The organism is Clostridium sp. DJ247 (genome assembly GCF_014231265.1).
Genome location: NZ_JABAIW010000002.1, coordinates 12758 through 33789, shown reverse-complemented (window position 1 = coordinate 33789; position 21032 = coordinate 12758). Strand labels below are relative to the sequence as shown.

Annotated in this window: 22 protein-coding genes and 1 pseudogene; all 23 read left to right on the top strand. The window is 30.7% G+C overall.

The genetic code is table 11. The features are described from left to right. Positions 1 to 97: 97 nt before the first annotated feature. Positions 98 to 862 (top strand): isoprenyl transferase, encoded by a 765-nt coding sequence (locus HGI79_RS01115; RefSeq protein WP_185648882.1) that lies wholly within the window; start codon positions 98 to 100, stop codon positions 860 to 862. A gap of 45 nt (positions 863 to 907) precedes the next feature. Beyond that, complete coding sequence (locus HGI79_RS01110) at positions 908 to 1705, top strand: phosphatidate cytidylyltransferase (RefSeq protein ID WP_185648881.1); 798 nt, start codon at positions 908 to 910, stop codon at positions 1703 to 1705. A 155-nt stretch (positions 1706 to 1860) separates the two neighbouring features. Continuing rightward, positions 1861 to 2034 carry a hypothetical protein gene (locus HGI79_RS01105; protein WP_185648880.1) on the top strand — a complete coding sequence of 58 codons (174 nt, stop codon included), beginning with the start codon at positions 1861 to 1863 and terminating at the stop codon, positions 2032 to 2034. A gap of 133 nt (positions 2035 to 2167) precedes the next feature. After that, positions 2168 to 2341 carry a small, acid-soluble spore protein, alpha/beta type gene (locus HGI79_RS01100; RefSeq protein ID WP_185648879.1) on the top strand — a complete coding sequence of 58 codons (174 nt, stop codon included), beginning with the start codon at positions 2168 to 2170 and terminating at the stop codon, positions 2339 to 2341. Between the two features lie 134 nt (positions 2342 to 2475). After that, positions 2476 to 2631, top strand: coding sequence for a DUF3006 domain-containing protein (locus tag HGI79_RS01095; protein ID WP_185648878.1), 156 nt, complete (start codon positions 2476 to 2478; stop codon positions 2629 to 2631). A gap of 255 nt (positions 2632 to 2886) precedes the next feature. Next, positions 2887 to 3867 (top strand): AI-2E family transporter, encoded by a 981-nt coding sequence (locus HGI79_RS01090; protein ID WP_185648877.1) that lies wholly within the window; start codon positions 2887 to 2889, stop codon positions 3865 to 3867. 28 nt (positions 3868 to 3895) lie between these two features. Then, on the top strand, positions 3896 to 5053 hold the full coding sequence (gene dxr / locus HGI79_RS01085; RefSeq protein ID WP_185648876.1) for a 1-deoxy-D-xylulose-5-phosphate reductoisomerase: 1158 nt from the start codon (positions 3896 to 3898) through the stop codon (positions 5051 to 5053). A 90-nt stretch (positions 5054 to 5143) separates the two neighbouring features. Next, positions 5144 to 6154, top strand: a complete 1011-nt coding sequence (rseP, locus tag HGI79_RS01080; RefSeq protein WP_185648875.1) for an RIP metalloprotease RseP — start codon at positions 5144 to 5146, stop codon at positions 6152 to 6154. 274 nt (positions 6155 to 6428) lie between these two features. Beyond that, the gene (gene ispG / locus HGI79_RS01075; protein ID WP_185648874.1) at positions 6429 to 7478 is read left to right on the top strand and encodes a flavodoxin-dependent (E)-4-hydroxy-3-methylbut-2-enyl-diphosphate synthase; all 1050 of its coding nucleotides are present in this window, start codon (positions 6429 to 6431) and stop codon (positions 7476 to 7478) included. 303 nt (positions 7479 to 7781) lie between these two features. Beyond that, positions 7782 to 8406 (top strand): annotated as a pseudogene (locus HGI79_RS01070) (hypothetical protein); the annotation flags it as partial. 239 nt (positions 8407 to 8645) lie between these two features. Continuing rightward, complete coding sequence (gene rimP, locus HGI79_RS01065) at positions 8646 to 9110, top strand: ribosome maturation factor RimP (RefSeq protein WP_185648873.1); 465 nt, start codon at positions 8646 to 8648, stop codon at positions 9108 to 9110. Between the two features lie 18 nt (positions 9111 to 9128). Then, positions 9129 to 10202: a transcription termination factor NusA gene (gene nusA, locus HGI79_RS01060; protein WP_185648872.1), complete on the top strand. Its 1074-nt coding sequence runs from the start codon at positions 9129 to 9131 to the stop codon at positions 10200 to 10202. Positions 10203 to 10227: 25 nt separating this feature from the next. After that, entirely contained in the window at positions 10228 to 10491 is a 264-nt protein-coding gene (gene rnpM / locus HGI79_RS01055; RefSeq protein ID WP_185648871.1) for an RNase P modulator RnpM, read from the top strand. Continuing rightward, positions 10481 to 10801, top strand: coding sequence for a ribosomal L7Ae/L30e/S12e/Gadd45 family protein (locus HGI79_RS01050; RefSeq protein ID WP_241428109.1), 321 nt, complete (start codon positions 10481 to 10483; stop codon positions 10799 to 10801). Before rnpM ends, HGI79_RS01050 begins: the two co-directional genes overlap by 11 nt. A gap of 17 nt (positions 10802 to 10818) precedes the next feature. Then, entirely contained in the window at positions 10819 to 12903 is a 2085-nt protein-coding gene (gene infB / locus HGI79_RS01045) for a translation initiation factor IF-2 (RefSeq protein ID WP_185648869.1), read from the top strand. 97 nt (positions 12904 to 13000) lie between these two features. Then, the gene (gene rbfA, locus HGI79_RS01040) at positions 13001 to 13366 is read left to right on the top strand and encodes a 30S ribosome-binding factor RbfA (protein ID WP_185648868.1); all 366 of its coding nucleotides are present in this window, start codon (positions 13001 to 13003) and stop codon (positions 13364 to 13366) included. Next, complete coding sequence (locus tag HGI79_RS01035) at positions 13353 to 14315, top strand: bifunctional oligoribonuclease/PAP phosphatase NrnA (RefSeq protein ID WP_185648867.1); 963 nt, start codon at positions 13353 to 13355, stop codon at positions 14313 to 14315. The genes rbfA and HGI79_RS01035 overlap by 14 nt, the downstream gene beginning before the upstream one ends. Beyond that, positions 14316 to 15191 carry a tRNA pseudouridine(55) synthase TruB gene (gene truB / locus HGI79_RS01030; protein WP_185648866.1) on the top strand — a complete coding sequence of 292 codons (876 nt, stop codon included), beginning with the start codon at positions 14316 to 14318 and terminating at the stop codon, positions 15189 to 15191. A gap of 6 nt (positions 15192 to 15197) precedes the next feature. Further along, the gene (locus tag HGI79_RS01025) at positions 15198 to 16136 is read left to right on the top strand and encodes a bifunctional riboflavin kinase/FAD synthetase (RefSeq protein ID WP_185648865.1); all 939 of its coding nucleotides are present in this window, start codon (positions 15198 to 15200) and stop codon (positions 16134 to 16136) included. A 114-nt stretch (positions 16137 to 16250) separates the two neighbouring features. Beyond that, positions 16251 to 16514, top strand: a complete 264-nt coding sequence (gene rpsO / locus HGI79_RS01020; RefSeq protein ID WP_185648864.1) for a 30S ribosomal protein S15 — start codon at positions 16251 to 16253, stop codon at positions 16512 to 16514. A gap of 169 nt (positions 16515 to 16683) precedes the next feature. Continuing rightward, on the top strand, positions 16684 to 18801 hold the full coding sequence (locus HGI79_RS01015) for a polyribonucleotide nucleotidyltransferase (RefSeq protein ID WP_185648863.1): 2118 nt from the start codon (positions 16684 to 16686) through the stop codon (positions 18799 to 18801). 90 nt (positions 18802 to 18891) lie between these two features. Next, positions 18892 to 20190, top strand: a complete 1299-nt coding sequence (locus HGI79_RS01010; protein WP_185648862.1) for a pitrilysin family protein — start codon at positions 18892 to 18894, stop codon at positions 20188 to 20190. A gap of 524 nt (positions 20191 to 20714) precedes the next feature. Next, entirely contained in the window at positions 20715 to 20987 is a 273-nt protein-coding gene (locus tag HGI79_RS01005; RefSeq protein ID WP_185648861.1) for a YlmC/YmxH family sporulation protein, read from the top strand. Positions 20988 to 21032 lie beyond the last annotated feature (45 nt).

Sequence of the window (21032 nt, the reverse complement as noted above, 5' to 3'; positions counted from 1 at the left end):
TTGTGGCTAGAGCCAGTGGATAAACAAAAACCTGCGGATACGCAGGTTTTTGTTAATAAGGAACACTGCAATTGAATTATGAATGGAGAAATAAAATATGTTGAAATTTTTTAATTCTAAGCAAAATAATAAAGAAGATAATAAAATATCTATTGACTTAGATAACATTCCAAAACATATTGCTATAATAATGGATGGTAATGGCAGATGGGCAAAAGAAAAAAGATTGCCTCGTACTATGGGTCATAAGGCTGGTGTAGAGGTTATAAGGGAAATAGTTAAAGAGTGCAGTAATTTAGGAGTTAAATATTTAACCTTATACGCCTTTTCTACAGAAAATTGGGTAAGACCTAAGGAAGAAGTTAGTGCACTTATGAATTTACTAACTCAATATTTGAGAAATGAATTTAAAGAACTTAATGATAATAATGTAGTTATAAATCATATTGGAAATGTGAAAAAATTACCACAGATTTGTCAAGATGAGTTAACTGCTGCCTATGAGAAGAGTAAAAACAATACTGGGTTAGTACTAAACTTGGCATTAAATTATGGTGGAAGAGATGAATTGATTCGTGCATTTAAAGATATGTATATAGATATAAGAGAAGGTAAAGTTAACTTTGAGGATTTAGATGAAAAGTTGTTTTCAAATTATTTAGATACAAAGGGAATGCCGGATCCAGACCTAATAATAAGACCAAGTGGAGAACAAAGATTAAGTAATTTTTTATTATGGCAGTGTGCTTACTCGGAGTTTTGGTATTCAAATATAAAATGGCCAGATTTTAATAAGAAGCATCTACATGAAGCTATATATGATTTTCAAAATAGAAATAGAAGATATGGGGGACTTAGGTAGCTATATATAACTGCTTTTTAATACTATAGTTTTGGAGATGATAAAATGAATAATAGATATATAGGAGCCTTAATACTATCACCTCTTATTATACTTCTGTTTTTAGGTGGAATATATTTAAAATATGGAATTATGATTTTATCTTTATTGGGAATGCATGAATTTTATAAGGTTACGAGAGAAAAAAACATACATTCAATAGATGTAATAGCATACCTTTTATGCATAATTTATTATATAACTTTAGGATGGGATGTTAACTTTAAGCTTATATTTATTCTATTGATAATATCAATTTTTATTTTTATGTGTATACCAGTGCTTGATATGGAATATAATTTTATCGATATATCCATAACTGTGTTAGGGTTTTTATACGTTTCAGTATTTTTTAGTTTTATAGTTTTAGTTAACAACAAAGTTTATGGTAATTATCTTATTTGGATAATATTTATTTCATCTTGGTTATGTGATACGGCAGCTTATTATAGTGGAAGAGCTTTTGGAAAAACAAAATTATGTCCCAAAATAAGTCCAAAGAAAACTGTAGAAGGTTCTATCGGAGGAATGTTTGGAAGTGCCATAGGATGTGGCATTTTTGGATATATAATTCAAAATAAGGGAGTATCCATATCTATTTATCATTTTGTTATATTAGGAATAATCTGTGGTGTTTTCTCACAGTTTGGAGATCTTTCAGCTTCATCTATAAAAAGATATGTGGGTGTAAAAGATTATGCTAACTTAATTCCAGGTCACGGCGGAATATTAGATAGGTTCGATAGTATCCTTTTTGCCTCAGTAATTGTATATTATTATATAACGTTTATTGTAGGAATTTAATATATGTGAAGGTTTTTGAAAGTAGAGAGTTAGAGCATTTTATAATTGCTTTAAAAACTCTCTATTTTTAGTTATCAAAACGTTTACATGTACATATAATAATAGCAAACAAGTTATCTTGGCTATGTTATTTATAAATATGGAGGTGTAAATCAATGTCAAATTTAGCCTCTCCTACAGAAACAGATAAAGATGAGAATATAGATAAGTCAACTGATGTATCCAATAAAGAAAATGATGAACCTTTGGTGGAAAGTAATTTAGGGGTTATATATTTAGTTATGTTTGCAACTGTTACTATGGGTATACTAATGTTTTTATTTAGATAGAGCCTGATATTGAAGGCTCTATTTATTTTAAAATTTATTTTAACTATATAGATTAATTATCTTAAAAATGCATAACCTCTAATTAAGATATATACATTAATTTTATGATAAACACGAAGAGGAAGATGATTATATGGAGAATAGTTATAATAGAATATTAATGACAGAAGGAAAAATGAAATTAGATAAACCTAAAGTAGAGTCTGCAAGAGATGTTGGGGTAATATTAAAGGTTGGTAATAATGGAGATATTACTTCTAGAGGAAATGGTTCTCTGGAAGACAAAGTTAGTAACTTAATAATATAGTTTATTGAATTAAAGTTATTATAATCATTGTATAAAATTGAATGAATTTTAATGAAAGACTTGAAGGAATAAAATGGAAAATGTATAATAGTTATTATAACAAATAAATAAGAAGGACAAAAAGGGGGATATTAATGAAGGTTATAATAGACAGATTTGAGGGACCTTATGCGGTGTGTAAGAAAGAGGATAGCAGTATGGTGGATATAAAGAGGATAAAAATTCCCATGGAAGCAAAAGAGGGAGATATTTTACAAATTGAAGACAGCAAAATTACAATTGAACAATAGATATAGATCAATAATATTTGTAACTGCTAGAAGTGTATTTGCTAGCAGTTTTTTAATTTAGTTTATTAAGATAAAAAAACTTCCTTCAAAACAATTAGGCGTACTAGAAGTATGGTTGACCGTGTAATCAAAGGTTTGATATTATAATACTTGTAGATATTTTTATAGGAGTAAGTTTATATATTGCTTTTCATAATATACAGTTTAGTTCGTGAATATATTATTGTATAGCACTTAATATGGAGATGAATAAGCTTGAAATTTGAAAATTTAATATATAATAAAATTTTATATTGTATTATTACACTTATTGTATTTGTAGTAGTAACCTTTATAGTAAAATGTTATTTGAAATTGTTTTTTGTTATAATTATTACAGTGATTATTTGTTCACCTGTTCAAAATGTACTTAATAAAAGTAAAATTTTCAATGCTAAAGTTAACGCTTTGATTTGTATAATATTAATGAATTGTATATTATTAATGCTGCTATTCTTAGCAGGAAATTTTATTTACAAAGAATTGCACACCTTTATTGGTAATTTGATTATAGTTTTTAATAATATGCAGGATTCACTTTTATCTATAGATAAGTCAGCAGGTTTTAATTTGTCAAAGTTATGCAATAACCTATTGTACAATTCTAGAGGTGTTATGAATAGTGGAATAATAACAAAAGGTGCATTATATACTACAGATGGAATATTTGATTATTTTGTTGGAACTATGATAGCCTACTTTATTCTAGCAGATAATTATGATATAGTTAACTGTGGTAACTACATTATTCCAAAAGACAAAATGAGCATAGTATATGCTAAACTAAAAGATATAAGTAGAGTAATTAAATTAGAAGGTATGTTAGTTTTTATAACTACCATTGAAACAATAATAGGATTTAGGATATTAAGTATTGATTATTTTATATTACTAGGAATTTTATGTGGTATTCTCGATATGCTTCCTTATGTTGGAACAATAATGGTATTTTTACCTCTTGTCATTTATAAGGTGTTAATAGGTCAATATATCATAGCATTTGGAGTTATATGTTTGTACTTGTTTCTAATAATAAGTAGGCAAATAGTAGAAGCTAAGTTTATTAGTAGCAGCTTGCAACTTCATCCTTTACTTATTATAATATCTTTGTACATAGGTATTAAGATTTTTGGAATTGTAGGTTTATTTATGGCACCAATATACGTGATTACTGCAAAGGAAATAATTCAGTACTGAAGATTAAGGGGAATTAGGAGATGTTAACATGAAAAGACTTACTATTCTAGGGGCTACAGGATCCATTGGAACTCAAACAATTGAAGTAATAAGAAACAATAGAGAAAAGTTTAGTTTAATTGCTGTTTCTGCAAATAGTAGTTTAGACAAAATAATAAATATAATAAATGAATTTAATCCACCTTATGCCGCAGTAACAGAAGAGAATTCTTATGAAAAACTAAAGGAATATTGTTTTGATAACAACTTGACTACAGAAGTATTATATGGAGTTGAAGGTCTTAAAACTATAGCATCCTTACCAGAAGTTGATATAGTAGTAACTTCTGTGGTTGGTATGGTAGGATTAGTACCAACATTGGCTGCCATTAAGGCAGAAAAAACTATAGCTTTAGCCAATAAAGAAACCTTAGTAGTTGGAGGAGAACTAGTTATATCAGAAGCTGAGAAGTATAATGCAAGAATACTTCCTGTAGACTCAGAACACTGTGCTATATTTCAGTGTTTACAAGGAAACGAGAAATCTCATGTAAGTAGGGTACTTCTTACTGCATCAGGTGGCCCATTTAGAGGAAAAAAAGTACATGAACTTATAAATGTAACAGTAGATGAAGCTTTAAAACATCCTAAATGGAATATGGGAAAGAAGATATCTATTGATTCTTCAACCTTGATGAATAAGGGTTTAGAAGTTATAGAAGCTCACTTTTTATTTGGCATAAATTATGATGATATTCAGGTAGTAGTTCACCCTCAAAGTATAATACATTCTATGGTAGAATATAAAGATGGTAGTGTTATGGCTCAGTTAGGTAGTACTGATATGAAACTTCCTATACAGTATGCATTAAGCTACCCTGAAAGACATGAAACAAGGGTGGAAAAATTAGATTTTTATAGTATGCAAAATTTAACCTTTGAGAAACCTGACATAGACACTTTTAAGGCATTAAAGCTTGCATATGATGCAGGAAAAGCTGGTGGTACCATGCCAGCTATACTAAATGCAGCAAACGAGGCAGCAGTTGAATTATTTTTAAATAACAGAATTAAATTTTTACAAATAGGAAATATATTAGAAGAATGTATGAATAAGTTTACTGTAAAATATGATTATCTTTTAGAGGATGTACTAGAGGTGGATAGTAAAGTTAAAGAATATGTTATAAGTAAATTCATAATATAGTTATAAAAAGTCTTGGAGATTATTTATATTATTTTCATAGTTACATAATATTATAGGTATAAATTTATATGTGATTGGGAGGAATAGCTTTTGTATATTGTAATGGCAATTATAGCCTTTGGTATTCTGATTATTATTCATGAACTTGGACATTTTACTTTAGCAAAGTTAAATGGAGTAAAAGTTGAAGAGTTTGCCATAGGTATGGGTCCTAAGTTATTTAGTATTAAAGGAAAAGAAACAGCTTACTCTATTAAGCTTTTGCCAATAGGTGGTTATGTAAAAATGCTTGGAGATGAAGGGGAGAGTACAGATCCAAGAGCATTCAACAATAAGAGTCCTTTGCGTAAGCTTAGTATAGTTATAGCTGGACCAATAATGAATTTATTGCTAGGTGTAATATTATTTTCAATTTTAGCAGCTGCTAGAGGATATACATCGCCAGTAGTCAGTGAGGTGATAAAGGATAAGCCAGCAGATGTTATGGGAATTAAGAGTGGAGATAAATTAACAAAGGTTAATGATTCAAAGATATCAACTTGGGAAGATTTTGTAACAAGTGTATATATGGCAAATGGTAGCCCTTTAGATATAACATTTATTAGAAATGGTGAAACTAAGTCCGTTAAAGTAGTACCTGTAAAAGATCCTAATGAGAATAGGTATATAGTTGGGATTTCCCCAACTGTTGTTGAAAAACCTACATTAGGGCAGTCAATATCTTATGGTTTTATAGAAACTAAGTCTCTTATAAAACAAACCTTTAGCTTTTTTAAAACCTTATTCAAAGGTAAAGCATCTGCAAGTGATGTAGGAGGACCTTTAACCATAATAAAAATTTCTGGAGCCGCTGCTAAAGCAGGAGTTTTAAGTCTTATGGCCTTTGCAGCATATATTACTATACAACTAGGTCTATTCAATATTATACCTTTTCCTGCTTTAGATGGGGGGTATATAATATTATTCTTATTTGAAATAATTACAGGTAAGAAAGTGGATGATAACAAGGTTGGAGTAATAAATTATGTAGGATTTGCTATTCTGATGACTCTTATGGTACTAGTGACAATTAAGGATATATTGTATCCTATAAAGTTTTAAATTTAAATAAGAAATTTAGGCATCTTCAAAAAATAACTAGCCAATTTAACGGGTAATTTTGTGTAATACTGCCTTGGCAAAACCCGTTAATAGCTCAACTATTGACGGGTTCCGCAGCCTTATCTTACGCAAAATTTCATGGTTAAAATTGACTTGCTATTTTTTTCAGATGCCTTATTAAAATATAAGTTTAAATTATAAATTGGGAATGAGGATTACTCTAGTATATCATCGTTTCCAATTTATTATTTTAATAAAATCAGGAGATGAAATTATGAATAGAGCTAACACTAAAAAAATAAAGGTTGGTAATGTATATATAGGAGGAGACTCTAAAATAACAGTACAATCTATGACTAATACAGATACAAGAAATGTTAAAGAAACTGTTGCGCAAATACGTGAGCTTGAAAATGCGGGGTGTGATATAGTCAGATGTGCAGTTCCAGATATGGAGGCTAGTGAAGCTATAAAGCAAATAGTAAGTGATATAACAATTCCATTGGTAGCTGATATTCATTTTGATTATAGATTAGCTTTAAAATCTATAGAAAATGGAGTTTCAGCATTAAGAATTAACCCAGGAAATATTGGAAGTATAGATAGAGTAAGAGAAGTAGCAAAGGCAGCTAAGGAAAAGAATATACCTATAAGAATAGGCGTTAATTCAGGGTCCTTAAAAAAAGAAACTTTGGCTAAGTATGGAAAAGTATGTCCAGAAGCTTTAGTGGAAAGTGCACTAGAACATGTTAAAATTCTAGAAAATGTTAACTTTGATGATATAGTTATATCTATAAAATCTTCTAATGTGATACAAATGATAGAGAGTTATCGAATGATTTCTAAAAAGGTTAATTATCCACTTCACTTAGGAGTAACAGAGGCAGGAACTATTTGGAGAGGTACTATAAAATCTAGTGTAGGACTAGGCACATTATTATGCGAAGGAATTGGTGATACTATAAGGGTGTCGTTAACGGGAAATCCTGTAGAAGAAATTAAAGTTGGAAGAGAAATCTTAAAATCTATAGGATATATAGATGAAGGTATAGAATTTATTTCATGTCCAACTTGTGGCAGAACACAGATAGATTTAATTAAAATTGCTGAGGAAGTAGAAAAAGAGTTAGAAGGTTATAATAAAAAACTTAAAGTAGCTGTTATGGGATGCGTAGTTAACGGTCCGGGAGAAGCTAGGGAAGCAGATATAGGCATAGCAGGTGGTAATGGAGAGGGACTTATATTCAAAAAAGGCGAAATAATTAAGAAGGTAAAAGAAGAAAACTTAATTCATGAGCTTATTGAACAAATAAAAAGTATGTAAATAGTTAACAATAGTTTTTGGAACTTTTTAATAGTAAAATAATACTGGACTTTTTAAGTCTAGTATTTTCTCCGGGAGGAAAGATGGATGGGTATTGATCTCATAAGGATACTGCAAGAAGATATTGATTAAAGCAGCAGTATTATTGAGGAAGATATAAAACTTTTAAAGGTACAGTATTTAAAGAAGAGTAATAAGCTAAAAGTAATAGTAAAATCAGTTAGTAGTTTAAGTGATTCTATACAAATGAAAATAAAAGAAATAATTAGTAAAAATTTAGGTGGTTTTACTGGGATTGATTTAATAAGTGGTAGACTACTAAAGCTAGATATACTAGGTCATGACGATCCTACAGTACTTAGAATGTTTCAGGATTTAACGGGGATAGATCCTAAGTTCATTCCACTAGGTGATCCAAAGGTTATAAGTTTATTTACTTCTCCAGAAGCTTTAGGGTTAACTAGAGAGGAGCTTGGCTGTTAAGTAGGTAGCTATGGTCTTCCTGAATTTGGAACGAAGTTTGTACGCCAGATGTGGTGAAGAAGCAATAAAAAGAAAAATGGATGAATTGTATGTAATGGGGAATAATATTACTCAAAAGGATAAAGGTCTTCTAACAATATTAGAACTTTCCTATGAGATGTATAAAAGGAAAATGAAATTTTTAAAGGTAGATTTATACAAATCAGATGCTGTAAAGTTTCTAATTGAAGATGAAGGAATACGAGTGCCCATAAATGCACTGCAGGGAGTAGGTGAAAATGCAGCAAAAAATATAGCAGAGGCAAGGAAAAATGGAGAATTTATATCTAAAGAAGATTTAAGATTGAGAACTAAAGTTTGAAAAACTGTTATAGAGACTTTAGATAACCATGGATGCTTACAAGGACTGCCTGAAACTAACCAATTATCATTGTTCAATCTTTAGCCTAAGAGGTAATTGTTAACTTTTTCTTGAAATAACTAATGCAGTGTGTTACAATGGAAGCAGTAAATCTACAGAAGTAAGTTTAGCAATAAGGAGTGGGTTGCAGCCCGCTCTTTCTATTTGTAAAAAACGCAGCGTAAGTTGCGTTTTTAAATTAGTGTAATATTTTATGCAATTTATTTTGGAGAAAGTTATTTTTTATTCAAAATTGCAAAATATATATATAAGGAGGGATTAACATGAGTAAAAGTTCGTTAATAGATAAACTTGTAACTTTGATAAAACCTATAGTAATCCAACTAGGTTATGAATTATATCATTTAGAATTTGTAAGAGAAGGAAGAGACAATTATTTAAGAATATATATAGAAAAAGAAGAGGGCGGTATATCTCTAGAAGATTGTGAAAAAGTTAGCAGAGCTGTAAGTGATATTCTTGATGCAGAAGACCCAATAGAAGAGGGTTACTATTTGGAAGTTTCATCACCAGGAATAGATAGGATTCTGCATAGTGATGAACATCTAGAAAGATACACAGGACAAAATGTTTTAGTTAAAGTTTCAGGACTACTAAATGGCAAGAAAAAGTTTGAGGGGGAATTGTTGGGCTTTAACTCAGAAGAATTGAGAGTTAACAATGAAGGAACAGAAGTTTCTATTCCTAGAGATAAAGTCTTGACTGTTAGTTTAAAAGGGCAACTTTAAGGGAGGGTATAATAGGAAATGAATCAGGAATTTATAGAAGCCTTAAAAGAAATAGTTAAAGAAAAAGGAATAAGTGAAGACTTATTATTTACTACTATAGAAGATGCACTAGTTGCTGCTTATAAGAAGAACTATGCTAATCATGGTGGAAACAATCAAAATGTAAAAGTTACGATGAATAGGGAAAATGGAGAAATTCATGTTTACTCTCAAAAGAAGGTCGTAGAGGAAGTTTTCGATGATATAAATGAAATAAGTACAGAAGACGCAAAAGACATAGATCCAAACTATGATATTGATGATGTAGTAAGTATAGAAGTAACGCCTAAAAAATTTGGAAGAGTTGCTGCACAGGCCGCGAAGCAAGTAGTAATTCAAAGAATAAAGGAAGAAGAAAGAAGAATTATATATAGTGATTTTGCGGAAAAAGAAGATGACATAATAACAGGTACTGTAATCAGAAGAGATAAAAGTAATGTTTTAGTAGATTTAGGTAAAACAGAAGCAGTACTTGGACCAAATGAGCAAATGCCCGGAGAAAAATATAATTTTAATGATAAGCTAAAGCTTTACATAGTTGAAGTTAAGAATACAACAAAAGGTGCACAAATTGTTATTTCTAGAACACATCCAGGATTAATAAAAAGGTTATTTGAATTGGAAGTTCCTGAAATATTTGATGGCACCGTTGAGATAAAATCCATTGCAAGAGAAGCGGGGTCAAGAACTAAAATTGCAGTGAATTCAAATGATGAAAATGTTGATCCAATGGGTGCCTGCGTTGGTCCTAAGGGTGTTAGGGTTCAAAATATTGTTGGTGAATTAAGAAATGAAAAGATAGATATAATCAAGTGGAGTAAGCTTCCAGAAGAATATATTGCTAATGCTTTGAGTCCTGCAAAAGTTTTGGATGTAACACTAGAGGAAGACAATAAGTTTGCTCAAATAGTTGTAGATGATAGTCAGCTGTCACTAGCTATAGGAAAAGAAGGGCAAAATGTTAGATTAGCTGCGAAGTTAACTGGATGGAAAATAGATATAAAAAGTAAATCACAATGTGAAAATGCTATTTTGGAAGAAGAAAATTCTTAATTTTAGGTAAAGGTGGTGTTTAAAAATGAAGCAGAAGAAATTACCACAAAGAATGTGCACTGGATGCATGGAAATGAAACCTAAAAAAGAACTTATTAGAATAGTTAAAAATGCAGAAGGTGATATTTTTGTAGATCTAACTGGTAAGAAAAACGGCAGAGGAGCTTATATTTGCAGAAATATTGAGTGTCTTGATAAAGCATTTAAGAATAAAAGGCTTCAAAAAGGTCTTGAAACCCAAATAAGTGAAGAAATATACAGTCAATTGAGGGATGAAATTGATAAATAATGATAGATTTATCCAGTTTTTAGGATTAGTTAAACGTGCAGGAAAACTTATTGAAGGATATAATAAATGTGAGGATGCAATAAAGAGAAATAAAGTACACTTAATAGTTTTATCTTTAGATGCGTCTAAGAACACTATAGAAAAATTTTCAAAGTATAGTGAAAAATATAAAGTTCCTGTATTGCAAGGGTATAGCAAAGAAGCATTAGGCAATGCTTTGGGGCTGGAAGAAATAAAAATAGTTGGTATCTCAGATATAAAAATGGTTGAGAAACTAATAAGTCTTTGGGAACAAATCGAAAAAATTTAATGTCGGGGGTGAAGACTTTGTCAAAGATAAGAGTTTATGAATTATCTAAAGAATTAGAAATATCAAGCAAAGAGCTTATAACAGCTCTTCAAGAAGAGTTTGGTGTAGAAGTAAAAAATCATATGAGTGTAATAGAAGAAGAGGATGCAGAACTAATAAAAGAGTTTTATGCAGAAAGAAAAAAAGATGAAGATCAGTCAGGAGAGAATATTATAGATAAATATGAAGAGCTAGTTGGAAACAACGATGCTAAGACTCGTAAGAAAAATAAGAACAAATTGGTAAAAGACAAAAATGCTGTTGGTGAAAACGGTACTGATGACAAAGATAACATTGATGAAAAAGTAATTGAGATGGATGAAACTATTACGGTTAAAGAGTTAGCTGAAAAATTAGAAAAGTCATCAACGGAAGTAATTAAACAATTGATTTTTATGGGAGTAATGGCAGCTATAAATCAAGAAATAGATTTCAATACTGCTGAAAAACTAGGAGAAAAGTTTGATGCTATAGTTGTTAAAAGAGAAGTAGATATTGAAAAAGAGGCTGTTGAACAAATAGAAGAGGAAGAAGAAGAAGATACTAATTTAGAAAAAAGACCACCAGTTATAACTGTTATGGGTCATGTTGACCATGGTAAAACATCCTTACTTGATGCTATAAGAAAAGCTAAGGTTACAGAGACAGAAGCAGGGGGAATAACACAACATATTGGTGCTTATACTGTAAATATAAGTGGAGAAAAGATTACTTTCCTTGATACTCCAGGACACGAAGCCTTTACAGCAATGAGAGCAAGAGGTGCTCAAATTACAGATATAGTTATTTTAGTTGTAGCAGCGGATGATGGAATAATGCCTCAAACTGTGGAAGCTATAAACCATTGTAAAGCAGCAAACGTTCCAATGGTTGTAGCTATAAATAAGATCGATAGACCAGGTGCTAATATTGATAGAGTAAAACAAGAGTTAACTGAACACGGCTTACTTGCTGAAGACTGGGGTGGAGACACCATTACAGTTCCGGTATCTGCACATACAAGAGAAGGTATAGACACATTACTTGAAATGGTTCTTCTAACTGCAGAAATACAGGAATTAAAAGCAAATGCTAATAGAAATGCTAGAGGAACAGTAGTAGAGGCTAAACTTGATAAGGGTAGAGGTCCAGTTGCTACGCTTCTTGTTCAAAACGGTACTCTTAATGTAGGGGATTCTATAATTGTTGGTACTACTTATGGAAGAATTAGAGCTATGTTTGATGACAAGGGTAAGAAAATTAAATCAGCAGGACCTTCAATACCAATAGAAATATTAGGATTATCTGAAGTTCCAGCAGCAGGGGATAGATTCTATGAAGTAAAAGATGAAAAGACAGCTAGAGATATGGCTGAAAAGAGAAAAGAAAAAGAAAGAGTAACATATCTTCAGTCAACACATAAGGTTTCTCTAGAGGATCTATATAATCAAATAAAAGAAGGAAAAGTAAAAGAATTAAACATAATTGTTAAGGCAGATGTACAAGGATCAATAGAAGCACTAAAGCAATCTCTACAAAAGTTATCTAATGAAGAAGTAAAAGTTAGAGTAATACATGGAGCTGTTGGTGCAATAACAGAGACAGATGTTACGTTAGCTTCTGCATCAAACGCTATAATCATAGGATTTAACGTAAGGCCAAATGATAATGCAGTTGCTATAGCAGAAAAAGAAGCCGTAGATATTAAGACTTATAGAGTTATATATAATGCAATTGATGATATAAAGGCTGCTATGGTGGGAATGTTGGAACCAGATTATAAAGAAGTTGTGTTAGGAAAAGCTGAAATAAGGCAAACTTACAAGCTATCTAGCGTAGGAACTATTGCGGGATGCTATGTAACTGACGGTAAGATCACTAGAAATAGCAGCGTAAGAGTTATACGTGATGGTATAGTAATATTTGAGTCAGCTCTTGCTTCCTTAAAGAGATTCAAGGATGACGTAAAAGAAGTAGCTAAAGGGTATGAATGTGGGTTATCCGTAGAAAAATTTAATGACATAAAAGAAGGCGATATAGTTGAAGCCTATGTTATAGAAGAGGTTAAGAAACAACAACTGTAATTGGCAAAACCAATAACGAAAAGGGTTGCCATTAAGATTTAATTGAGAATTTAACTATAGCTAGATTTTGTGGCTATATAAAAATGAGGTGAAACATATGGCTAATTTTAGAGGCAGTAGAATTAATGAGGAAGTAAAAAAAGAAGTAAGTAATATTATTCGCAACGACATAAAAGATCCAAGAATTAATGCTATGATAAGTGTTACCAAGGTAGATGTAACAAGAGATTTAAGATATGCTAAAGTATATGTAAGTATATTTGGGGAGGATGAAGCAAAAAAAAGTACCCTAAACGCTCTTAAAAGTTCTTCTGGTTTTATAAGAAGAGAAGTAGGTCACAGAATTAACTTGAGATATACACCAGAAATAATCATAGAACTAGATAACACTATAGAACAAGGTATGCACATAGATGCACTTCTTGAGAAGATAAAGGAGAAAGAGCATCATGATAATGAATGATATTATAAAAATAATAAAGGAAAGTGATAGAATTGCTATTACTTTCCATACTTCACCAGATGGAGATTCTTTAGGAACATCATTAGCTTTAATGCAAGGACTTCGTAAAATAGGGAAAAATGTGCAAATACTATGTAAAGAAGAGATACCTGAAGGATTTAAGTTTTTAAGTTGTTCTGAAGAAATTAATGGAGAGAGTATTCAAATAACTTCAGGTACTGACTGTGTAATTGTTTTAGATTGCGGAGATATAAAAAGAATAAATGCTGATTTAGACCTTAAAAACAGAGAATATACTCTAATAAATATAGATCACCATATATCAAATGAACTTTATGGAGATTTAAATTATGTAGATACTAATGCCTCTGCAATGGCAGAGATTATATATCAGATGCTTCGAATAATGGGAATAGAAATAGATAAGTCTATGGCTGCATGTCTTTATACATCTTTAATTACTGATACAGGTTCATTTAAATATTCTAATACCACATCGGTTACTCATACTATAGCTGGAGATTTGATTAATACAGGAATTAACTTTAGTGAAATACATAGAATTGTATTTGATAACAAAAAAATTCAAAGAATAAAGCTCTACGGTAAAGCTATTGAAGCAATGGAAATCTTTCAACATAAGATTTGTGTAATTACTGTTACTAAGGATATGCTTTTAAAGCTAGGTTTTGATAGTGGAAGTGATACTTCTGATATAATAAGTCTTGGCATACAGGTGGATACTGTAGAAGCTGCTGCTCTCATAAAAGAGTCCGATGGAGGAGTAAAAATAAGTTTAAGATCTAAAGCTAACATTGATGTAAGGAAGGTTGCTGAAAAGTATGGCGGTGGTGGACATATAAGGGCTGCTGGACTGTTTATGGAACACAAAACTGTAGAAGAAGCGAAAGAATTAATAATTAAGGAATTAGAAAAAGAGTTGATATAAATGGATGGAATATTAAACATTAATAAACCAACTGGTATAACTTCCTTTGATGTAGTGAGAAATATAAAATTTATAGCTAAAACTAAAAAAGTAGGTCATACTGGAACACTTGACCCAGAAGCATCAGGGGTATTACCTATATGTATAGGCAGAGCTACTAAGCTTGTTGATTATATAATGAGTGATGCTAAGGTATATAGAGCAGAATTAAAACTTGGAGTAGTAACAGATACCTATGATCGAGAAGGGAAAATAATTAGTACCTCAGATGTTAATTTATCTAAAGAGGACATAGAAGCAGTAATTAAAGGCTTTCAAGGAGAACTAGATCAAATTCCACCTATGTACTCTGCTTTAAAAGTAAATGGCGAAAGATTATACTCTCTAGCAAGAAAAGGAATAGAAATTGAGAGAAAACCAAGAAAAATTAATATATATCATATAGAAGTATTAAGTATAGACCTTCCTTATGTAGTATTTCAGGTTAAATGCTCAAAGGGTACCTATATAAGAAGTCTTTGCTATGATATTGGCAATAAATTAGGATGTGGAGGTGCCATGTGGAATCTTCAAAGGGTTGAAACTGGTGCTTTTAATATATCAAATGCTGTAGATTTAGAAACACTAAATAGTAACAATATAGGCGAATATTTAATTCCAATGGATAAAGCTTTAATAGAATACCCAGAAATTCATATTGACAAAAAATATGAGAAACTTATCTTAAATGGGGTTTCTATAAAGAATAGCTCTATTATAAATAATTTAGAAAAAAATAAACTGTATAGAGTGTATTTAGGTGATAATGAATTTATCGGAATCGGTGAAAGAAAAGATTTAGGTTTTAAAATGTTAAAATTATTAAATCAGAGGTAATAAACTATGATTGTTATGGAAGATAACTTTGTAAAGTTTTTACAATATGATACTTATATAGCATTAGGCAGCTTTGATGGATTACATTTAGGGCATATAAATCTAATTAATAAAACAATAGAATTGGCTAAAGAATATAACGCTAAAAGTATGGTACTTACATTTAAAACACACCCTCTTATGACCATAAATCCGGAATTGGCTCCAAAACTGTTAATGGATAATAATACGAAAATTAGTGTGTTAGAAAATACCGCATTGGATATAATAAATATGGTAGACTTTGATAAGAACCTTATGAAACTACATCCTGAGGATTTTGTTGTTAACTTACTAAATCATTATAAGGCTAAAGGTTTGGTAGTTGGATTTAATTATAGATTTGGATATAAAAACTTGGGAGATGTTGAGCTGCTTAATAAGATTAGTGAAAAATATGGATTTTCATTATATGTAGAAGATCCTGTTAAGTTTAATGATCAGATAGTAAGTAGTTCTATGATTAGAGGAATCATAGCAGATGATGGAGATATAGATAAAGCTAACAAACTTCTTACAAGACCATTTGCTATGCAAGGTGAAGTTATAAAAGGTAAACAGTTAGGTAGAACTATAGGTTTTCCTACAGCTAATCTTAACTATAATAAGCGATCTGTAATTCCCAGGGGAGGAGTTTATTACACTGCGGTTGAGTATAAAAGGAAAGTTTATAAAGGTATAACTAATATAGGATATAATCCTACAGTTAACGATGATAAATTAAGTATAGAAACCTACATATTGGATTTTGATGAGAATATATATAACAAACAAATTAAAGTTTATTTCATTGAGAGAATTAGAGATGAGAAAAAGTTTGATTCACTACAAGAACTCACTAAACAATTAGAAAAGGATAAAGAGTACGCAGTGAAGCAAAAACTAGAAATTAATTTTAAAAATTAATTTACAATATAATTTTTATTTGTTATAATAACATTCGTGATCCTTATCCTAAGAATTCTGCATTGCCGACGGATTTCTTGGAATAAAGGGGATTAACAACGGAGGTGTAGATTAATGGAAAAGGCAATAAAAGATGAATTAATAAAAAAACATGGAAGACACGAAGGAGATACAGGTTCTCCAGAAGTGCAAATAGCACTACTTACTGAAAGAATCAGTCATTTAACTGGTCACTTAAAGATTCATAAGAAAGATCACCACTCAAGAAGAGGTCTTTTAATGATGGTTGGTAAGAGAAGAGGTCTTCTTAACTATTTAATGAAACAAGATATTGAAAGATATCGTGCTATTATTGCAGAGTTAAAGTTAAGAAAATAATTTTAGGGCGGCTTAAAACCGCTCTATTATTTTAAATAAAAATTTTGGAATATTTAGGAATAGTTATGTTTAAATCATTAAAAAAATATTAAAATTACTAACTAAAATTGTATAATAATATTGATAAATATTGATAATAATATTGAAACCTGTGAAGGGAGGTTAATTTATGAGTCAAGTATTTGAAACTAATGTTGCTGGAAGAACTTTGAAAGTTGAATTAGGCAAGGTAGGAATGCTTTCAAATTGTGCTATACTTGTAGGTTATGGTGAAACAGTAATTCTTGTTAACGCCAATGCTTCTGATAAGCCAAGAGAAGGTATTGATTTTTTTCCTTTAAGTATAGAATACGAAGAGAGATTATATGCTGTAGGTAAAATTCCGGGAGGTTTTATAAAAAGGGAAGGTAAACCTTCTGAAAAAGCTGTTTTACATGCAAGAGCTATTGACAGACCTTTAAGACCATTGTTTCCTAAAGGATATAGAAATGATGTGCAGGTTGTATGTACTGTTGTATCAGTAGAACAAGATAACACTCCTGATATATTAGCTATTAATGGTGCGTCAATTGCGTTATGTCTTTCAAGCATACCTTTTAATAACCCTGTAGGAGCCGTTTCAGTTGGATTAGTAGATGGTAATTTTGTAGTAAATCCAACTTTAAATGAAAGAGAAAAAAGCAGTTTAAACTTAACTGTATGTGCAACTAAAGATAGAGTTATGATGGTTGAGGCTGGTGGAAAAGAGATACCAGAAGATGTAATGTATGATGCTATTATGTTTGGCTTTGATGAATGTAAGAAAATAGTAGCTTTTCAAGAAGAAGCAATGAAAAAATTCGGTAAAGAAAAAGCTGAACCTGTGTTGTATAAAGCTGATGAAAACCTAGAGAAAGAACTTAGAGATTTCGCTTTTGATACCATAAAAGATGCTATGTACATAACAGACAAAGATCAGCGAAATGCTGCAATGGATATAATAAAAGAAAAAGTAGCTGAAGAATTTAGTGAAAAATATCCTGAAAACACTTCAGATATAGGGGATATAATATATAGATTTCAAAAAGAAATTGTTAGGTATATGTTATTAAATGACCATAGAAGACCTGATGGAAGAGCATTTGATGAGGTAAGACCTATAAGCTGTGATGTTGGATTACTTCCAAGAACTCATGGTACAGGATTATTTACTAGAGGACTAACTCAAGTAATGACTGTGGCAACTTTAGGTGCTTTAGGTGATGTTCAAATTTTAGATGGTCTTGGTGCTGAAGAGTTTAAGAGATATATGCATCATTATAATTTCCCATCTTATAGTACTGGGGAAGTAAAACCTTTAAGAGGTCCAGGAAGAAGGGAAATAGGGCATGGAGCTTTAGCAGAAAAAGCTTTAGAACCACTTATACCAAGTGAAGATGAATTTCCTTATACAATAAGACTTGTATCAGAAGTATTAAGTTCAAATGGATCTACTTCACAAGCTAGTGTATGCGGAAGTACCTTAGCCTTACTTGACGCTGGTGTTCCAATTAAGAGGCCTGCTGCGGGTATAGCTATGGGATTAATAACTAGTGAAGATTTATCCCAAGAGGGAATATTAACTGATATACAGGGAATAGAAGACTTTTTTGGAGATATGGACTTTAAAGTAGCTGGAACTGAAGTTGGAATCACTGCCATACAATTCGATACTAAAATAGCTGGTTTATCAAATCAGTGTATAAAAGATACCTTAGAGCAAGCTAGAAAAGGTAGACTATTTATACTTAGTAAGATGAATGAGTGTATATCTGAACCAAGAGAAGAGCTATCAAAATATGCACCTAAGACTTATACAATGTCTATTGATCCTGATAAAATTAGAGATGTAATAGGAGCCGGTGGTAAGGTTATAAATAAGATAATTGCTGAAACTGGTGTAAAAATTGATATAAAAGAAGATGGAAAAATATTTGTAATGTCTGATGATAGTGTATGTGCTAAAAGAGCATTAAAGATTATAGACGACCTAACAAGAGAAGTAAAAGTAGGAGAAATATACTTAGGAAAAGTAACTAAGATAACTACTTTTGGCGCATTTGTTGAAATACTTCCTGGTAAAGAAGGATTAGTTCATATTTCTAAATTAGATTTTGCTAGAGTAAATAAAGTAGAAGATATAGTTTCCGTAGGCGATGAAATACTAGTAAAAGTAACGGAAATTGATAACCAAGGAAGGGTTAACCTTTCAAGGAAAGATGCTATAAAGGACTCAGAAGAAAAGGATTCAAATGAAGAACAAAAATAAAGGGCATTATAGGTGCCTTTTTATTTTTATATAATAAATTAAAAGAGAAAAATGCTGGTAAAATAAAATTACCATTCCTAAGGAGGATACATGTATAATATATTTAGGTTGAATAACGGGTTAAGAGTAGTTGTAGAAAATATTGACTATGTTAATTCTGTTAGTGTAGGTTTATGGGTAGGAAATGGTTCAAGAAATGAAAATAGAATAAACAATGGAATATCTCACTTTATTGAACATATGTTTTTCAAGGGTACAGAGAATAGAACTGCACTTGAAATAGCCGAATGTATTGAAGATGTTGGTGGTCAGCTAAATGCTTTTACGGGAAAAGAAGCTACATGCTTTTATATAAAAGCATTAGATTCCCATTTAGAACTTTCTTTAGATGTATTAGCTGACATGCTGTTTAATAGCAAATTTTCTCTAGAAGACATAGAAAAGGAAAAAGGGGTAATAATAGAAGAAATAAATATGAGTGAGGATTCACCAGAGGATGTGCTATCAGATTTGCACAGTGAAGCTATATGGGGAGAGGATTCTATATCCTTACCTATACTAGGTACTATAGATACTGTAAAATCTTTCAATAGAGATCAAATTGTAGAATATATTTCTTCTCACTATATACCTGAAAATTGTGTAGTATCCATTTCAGGAAAGTTTGATATGAAAAGTATAGAAAACTTAGTGGAAAAGTATTTTGGTAACTGGAATACTACAAATAAAAAAATACATGGTTATGTAGAGCCACAAATATTAAATAATCACTTATTTAAGAAGAAGAGCATAGAGCAACTTCATTTAAGCTTAGGTATTCCAGGAATAGAAACAGGTAAAGATGATTTATATGCATTACTTCTTTTAAATAATGTACTTGGCGGTGGAGCGTCATCTATACTATTTCAAAAAATACGGGAAGAAAAAGGATTATGCTATTCTATATACTCATATATATCGTCCTTTAATAAAACTGGCGTTGTAAGCATATATACTAGTCTTAATCCTAAATATGCTGCAGATGCTTTAAGTATGATAAAAGATGAGGTTAACAAGTTTATTAAAACTGGCATTAGCAAGGAAAAGCTAACTAAAGCTAAAGAACAATTAAAAGGTAGCTATATATTAGGACTTGAAAGTACTAGCAGCAGAATGTTTAACAATGGAAAATCTATATTACTTTTAAATAGGATAAATACACCAAAAGATATTATAGAAAAAATAGATAAAATAAATAGTGACAAATTAGATGAGGTTATGAAAAATACCTTTGCAAATGGTATAATAAATTCAGCTTATGTAGGGGAAAACGTAGACTTATCAATATTAACAAATATTATAGAAAAAGAAACTATATCTTTCAAGAATAAAAAAAGTAATCTTATATAGACAAAAAGTAATATCTCTTAAATATAAATCATATTATGTAGAGTGACTATGGCACCCAACAATAGTTGTGCCTTAGTTTTTCACAAGTTATTTTCAGATAGATAACCACAACTTAAATTTAACTTATACGTAGGAATATGATGCCAAAACTGATGGCACTTTTAAAAACTTTTTTATCAGTCTTAGTGAAGTGTTTTTTGAAAATCTTAGGAGCTTCGATATGGTTGAAAGCCTGAATGGCTTTCAACCAGCGACTTATCAATGGTAATTGATAAGTTGGTCCGGACTGAGGTACGAGTTTATCAAAGATTCTTAATGAAACTACTCTTCCTTTCGTCAGATGAGTAAGTGATTCGCACAAAATCACAGATTTTGGCTCTCTGCTTAAAACACGAACTTTAGACTGATTAAAAGTTTTTAACGTGCCGAAGTTTGGCAGCATATTCGATCGTATAAGTTAAATTTCGGGCATGGTTATCTAGAATAAAAACCATACCTAAAATTATATTTATGGAGGTATTACTATGAGCGATAATATAAAATTATATAGTGAAATGGAAAGATATGAAATAATAAATGTTAATGATGGGGATAAATTTAACTGTTTAGGGAATAATGATATAGTAATTGACGAACAAGGGCGACTAAGGTTATTAATTCTCAGCGATAACAAATCTAAATTTGGATTATTCTCTAAAAGCGAATTTATAGAAGTACCTTGGGAGCATGTAAAAAAAATTGGTTCTAAGACTATAATAATTGATGCAGAAGAAGAAATCCTGAAGAAATCTCGTTAACACATTATAATTCCCTTAATATACTATATATTAGATAAGGTATTG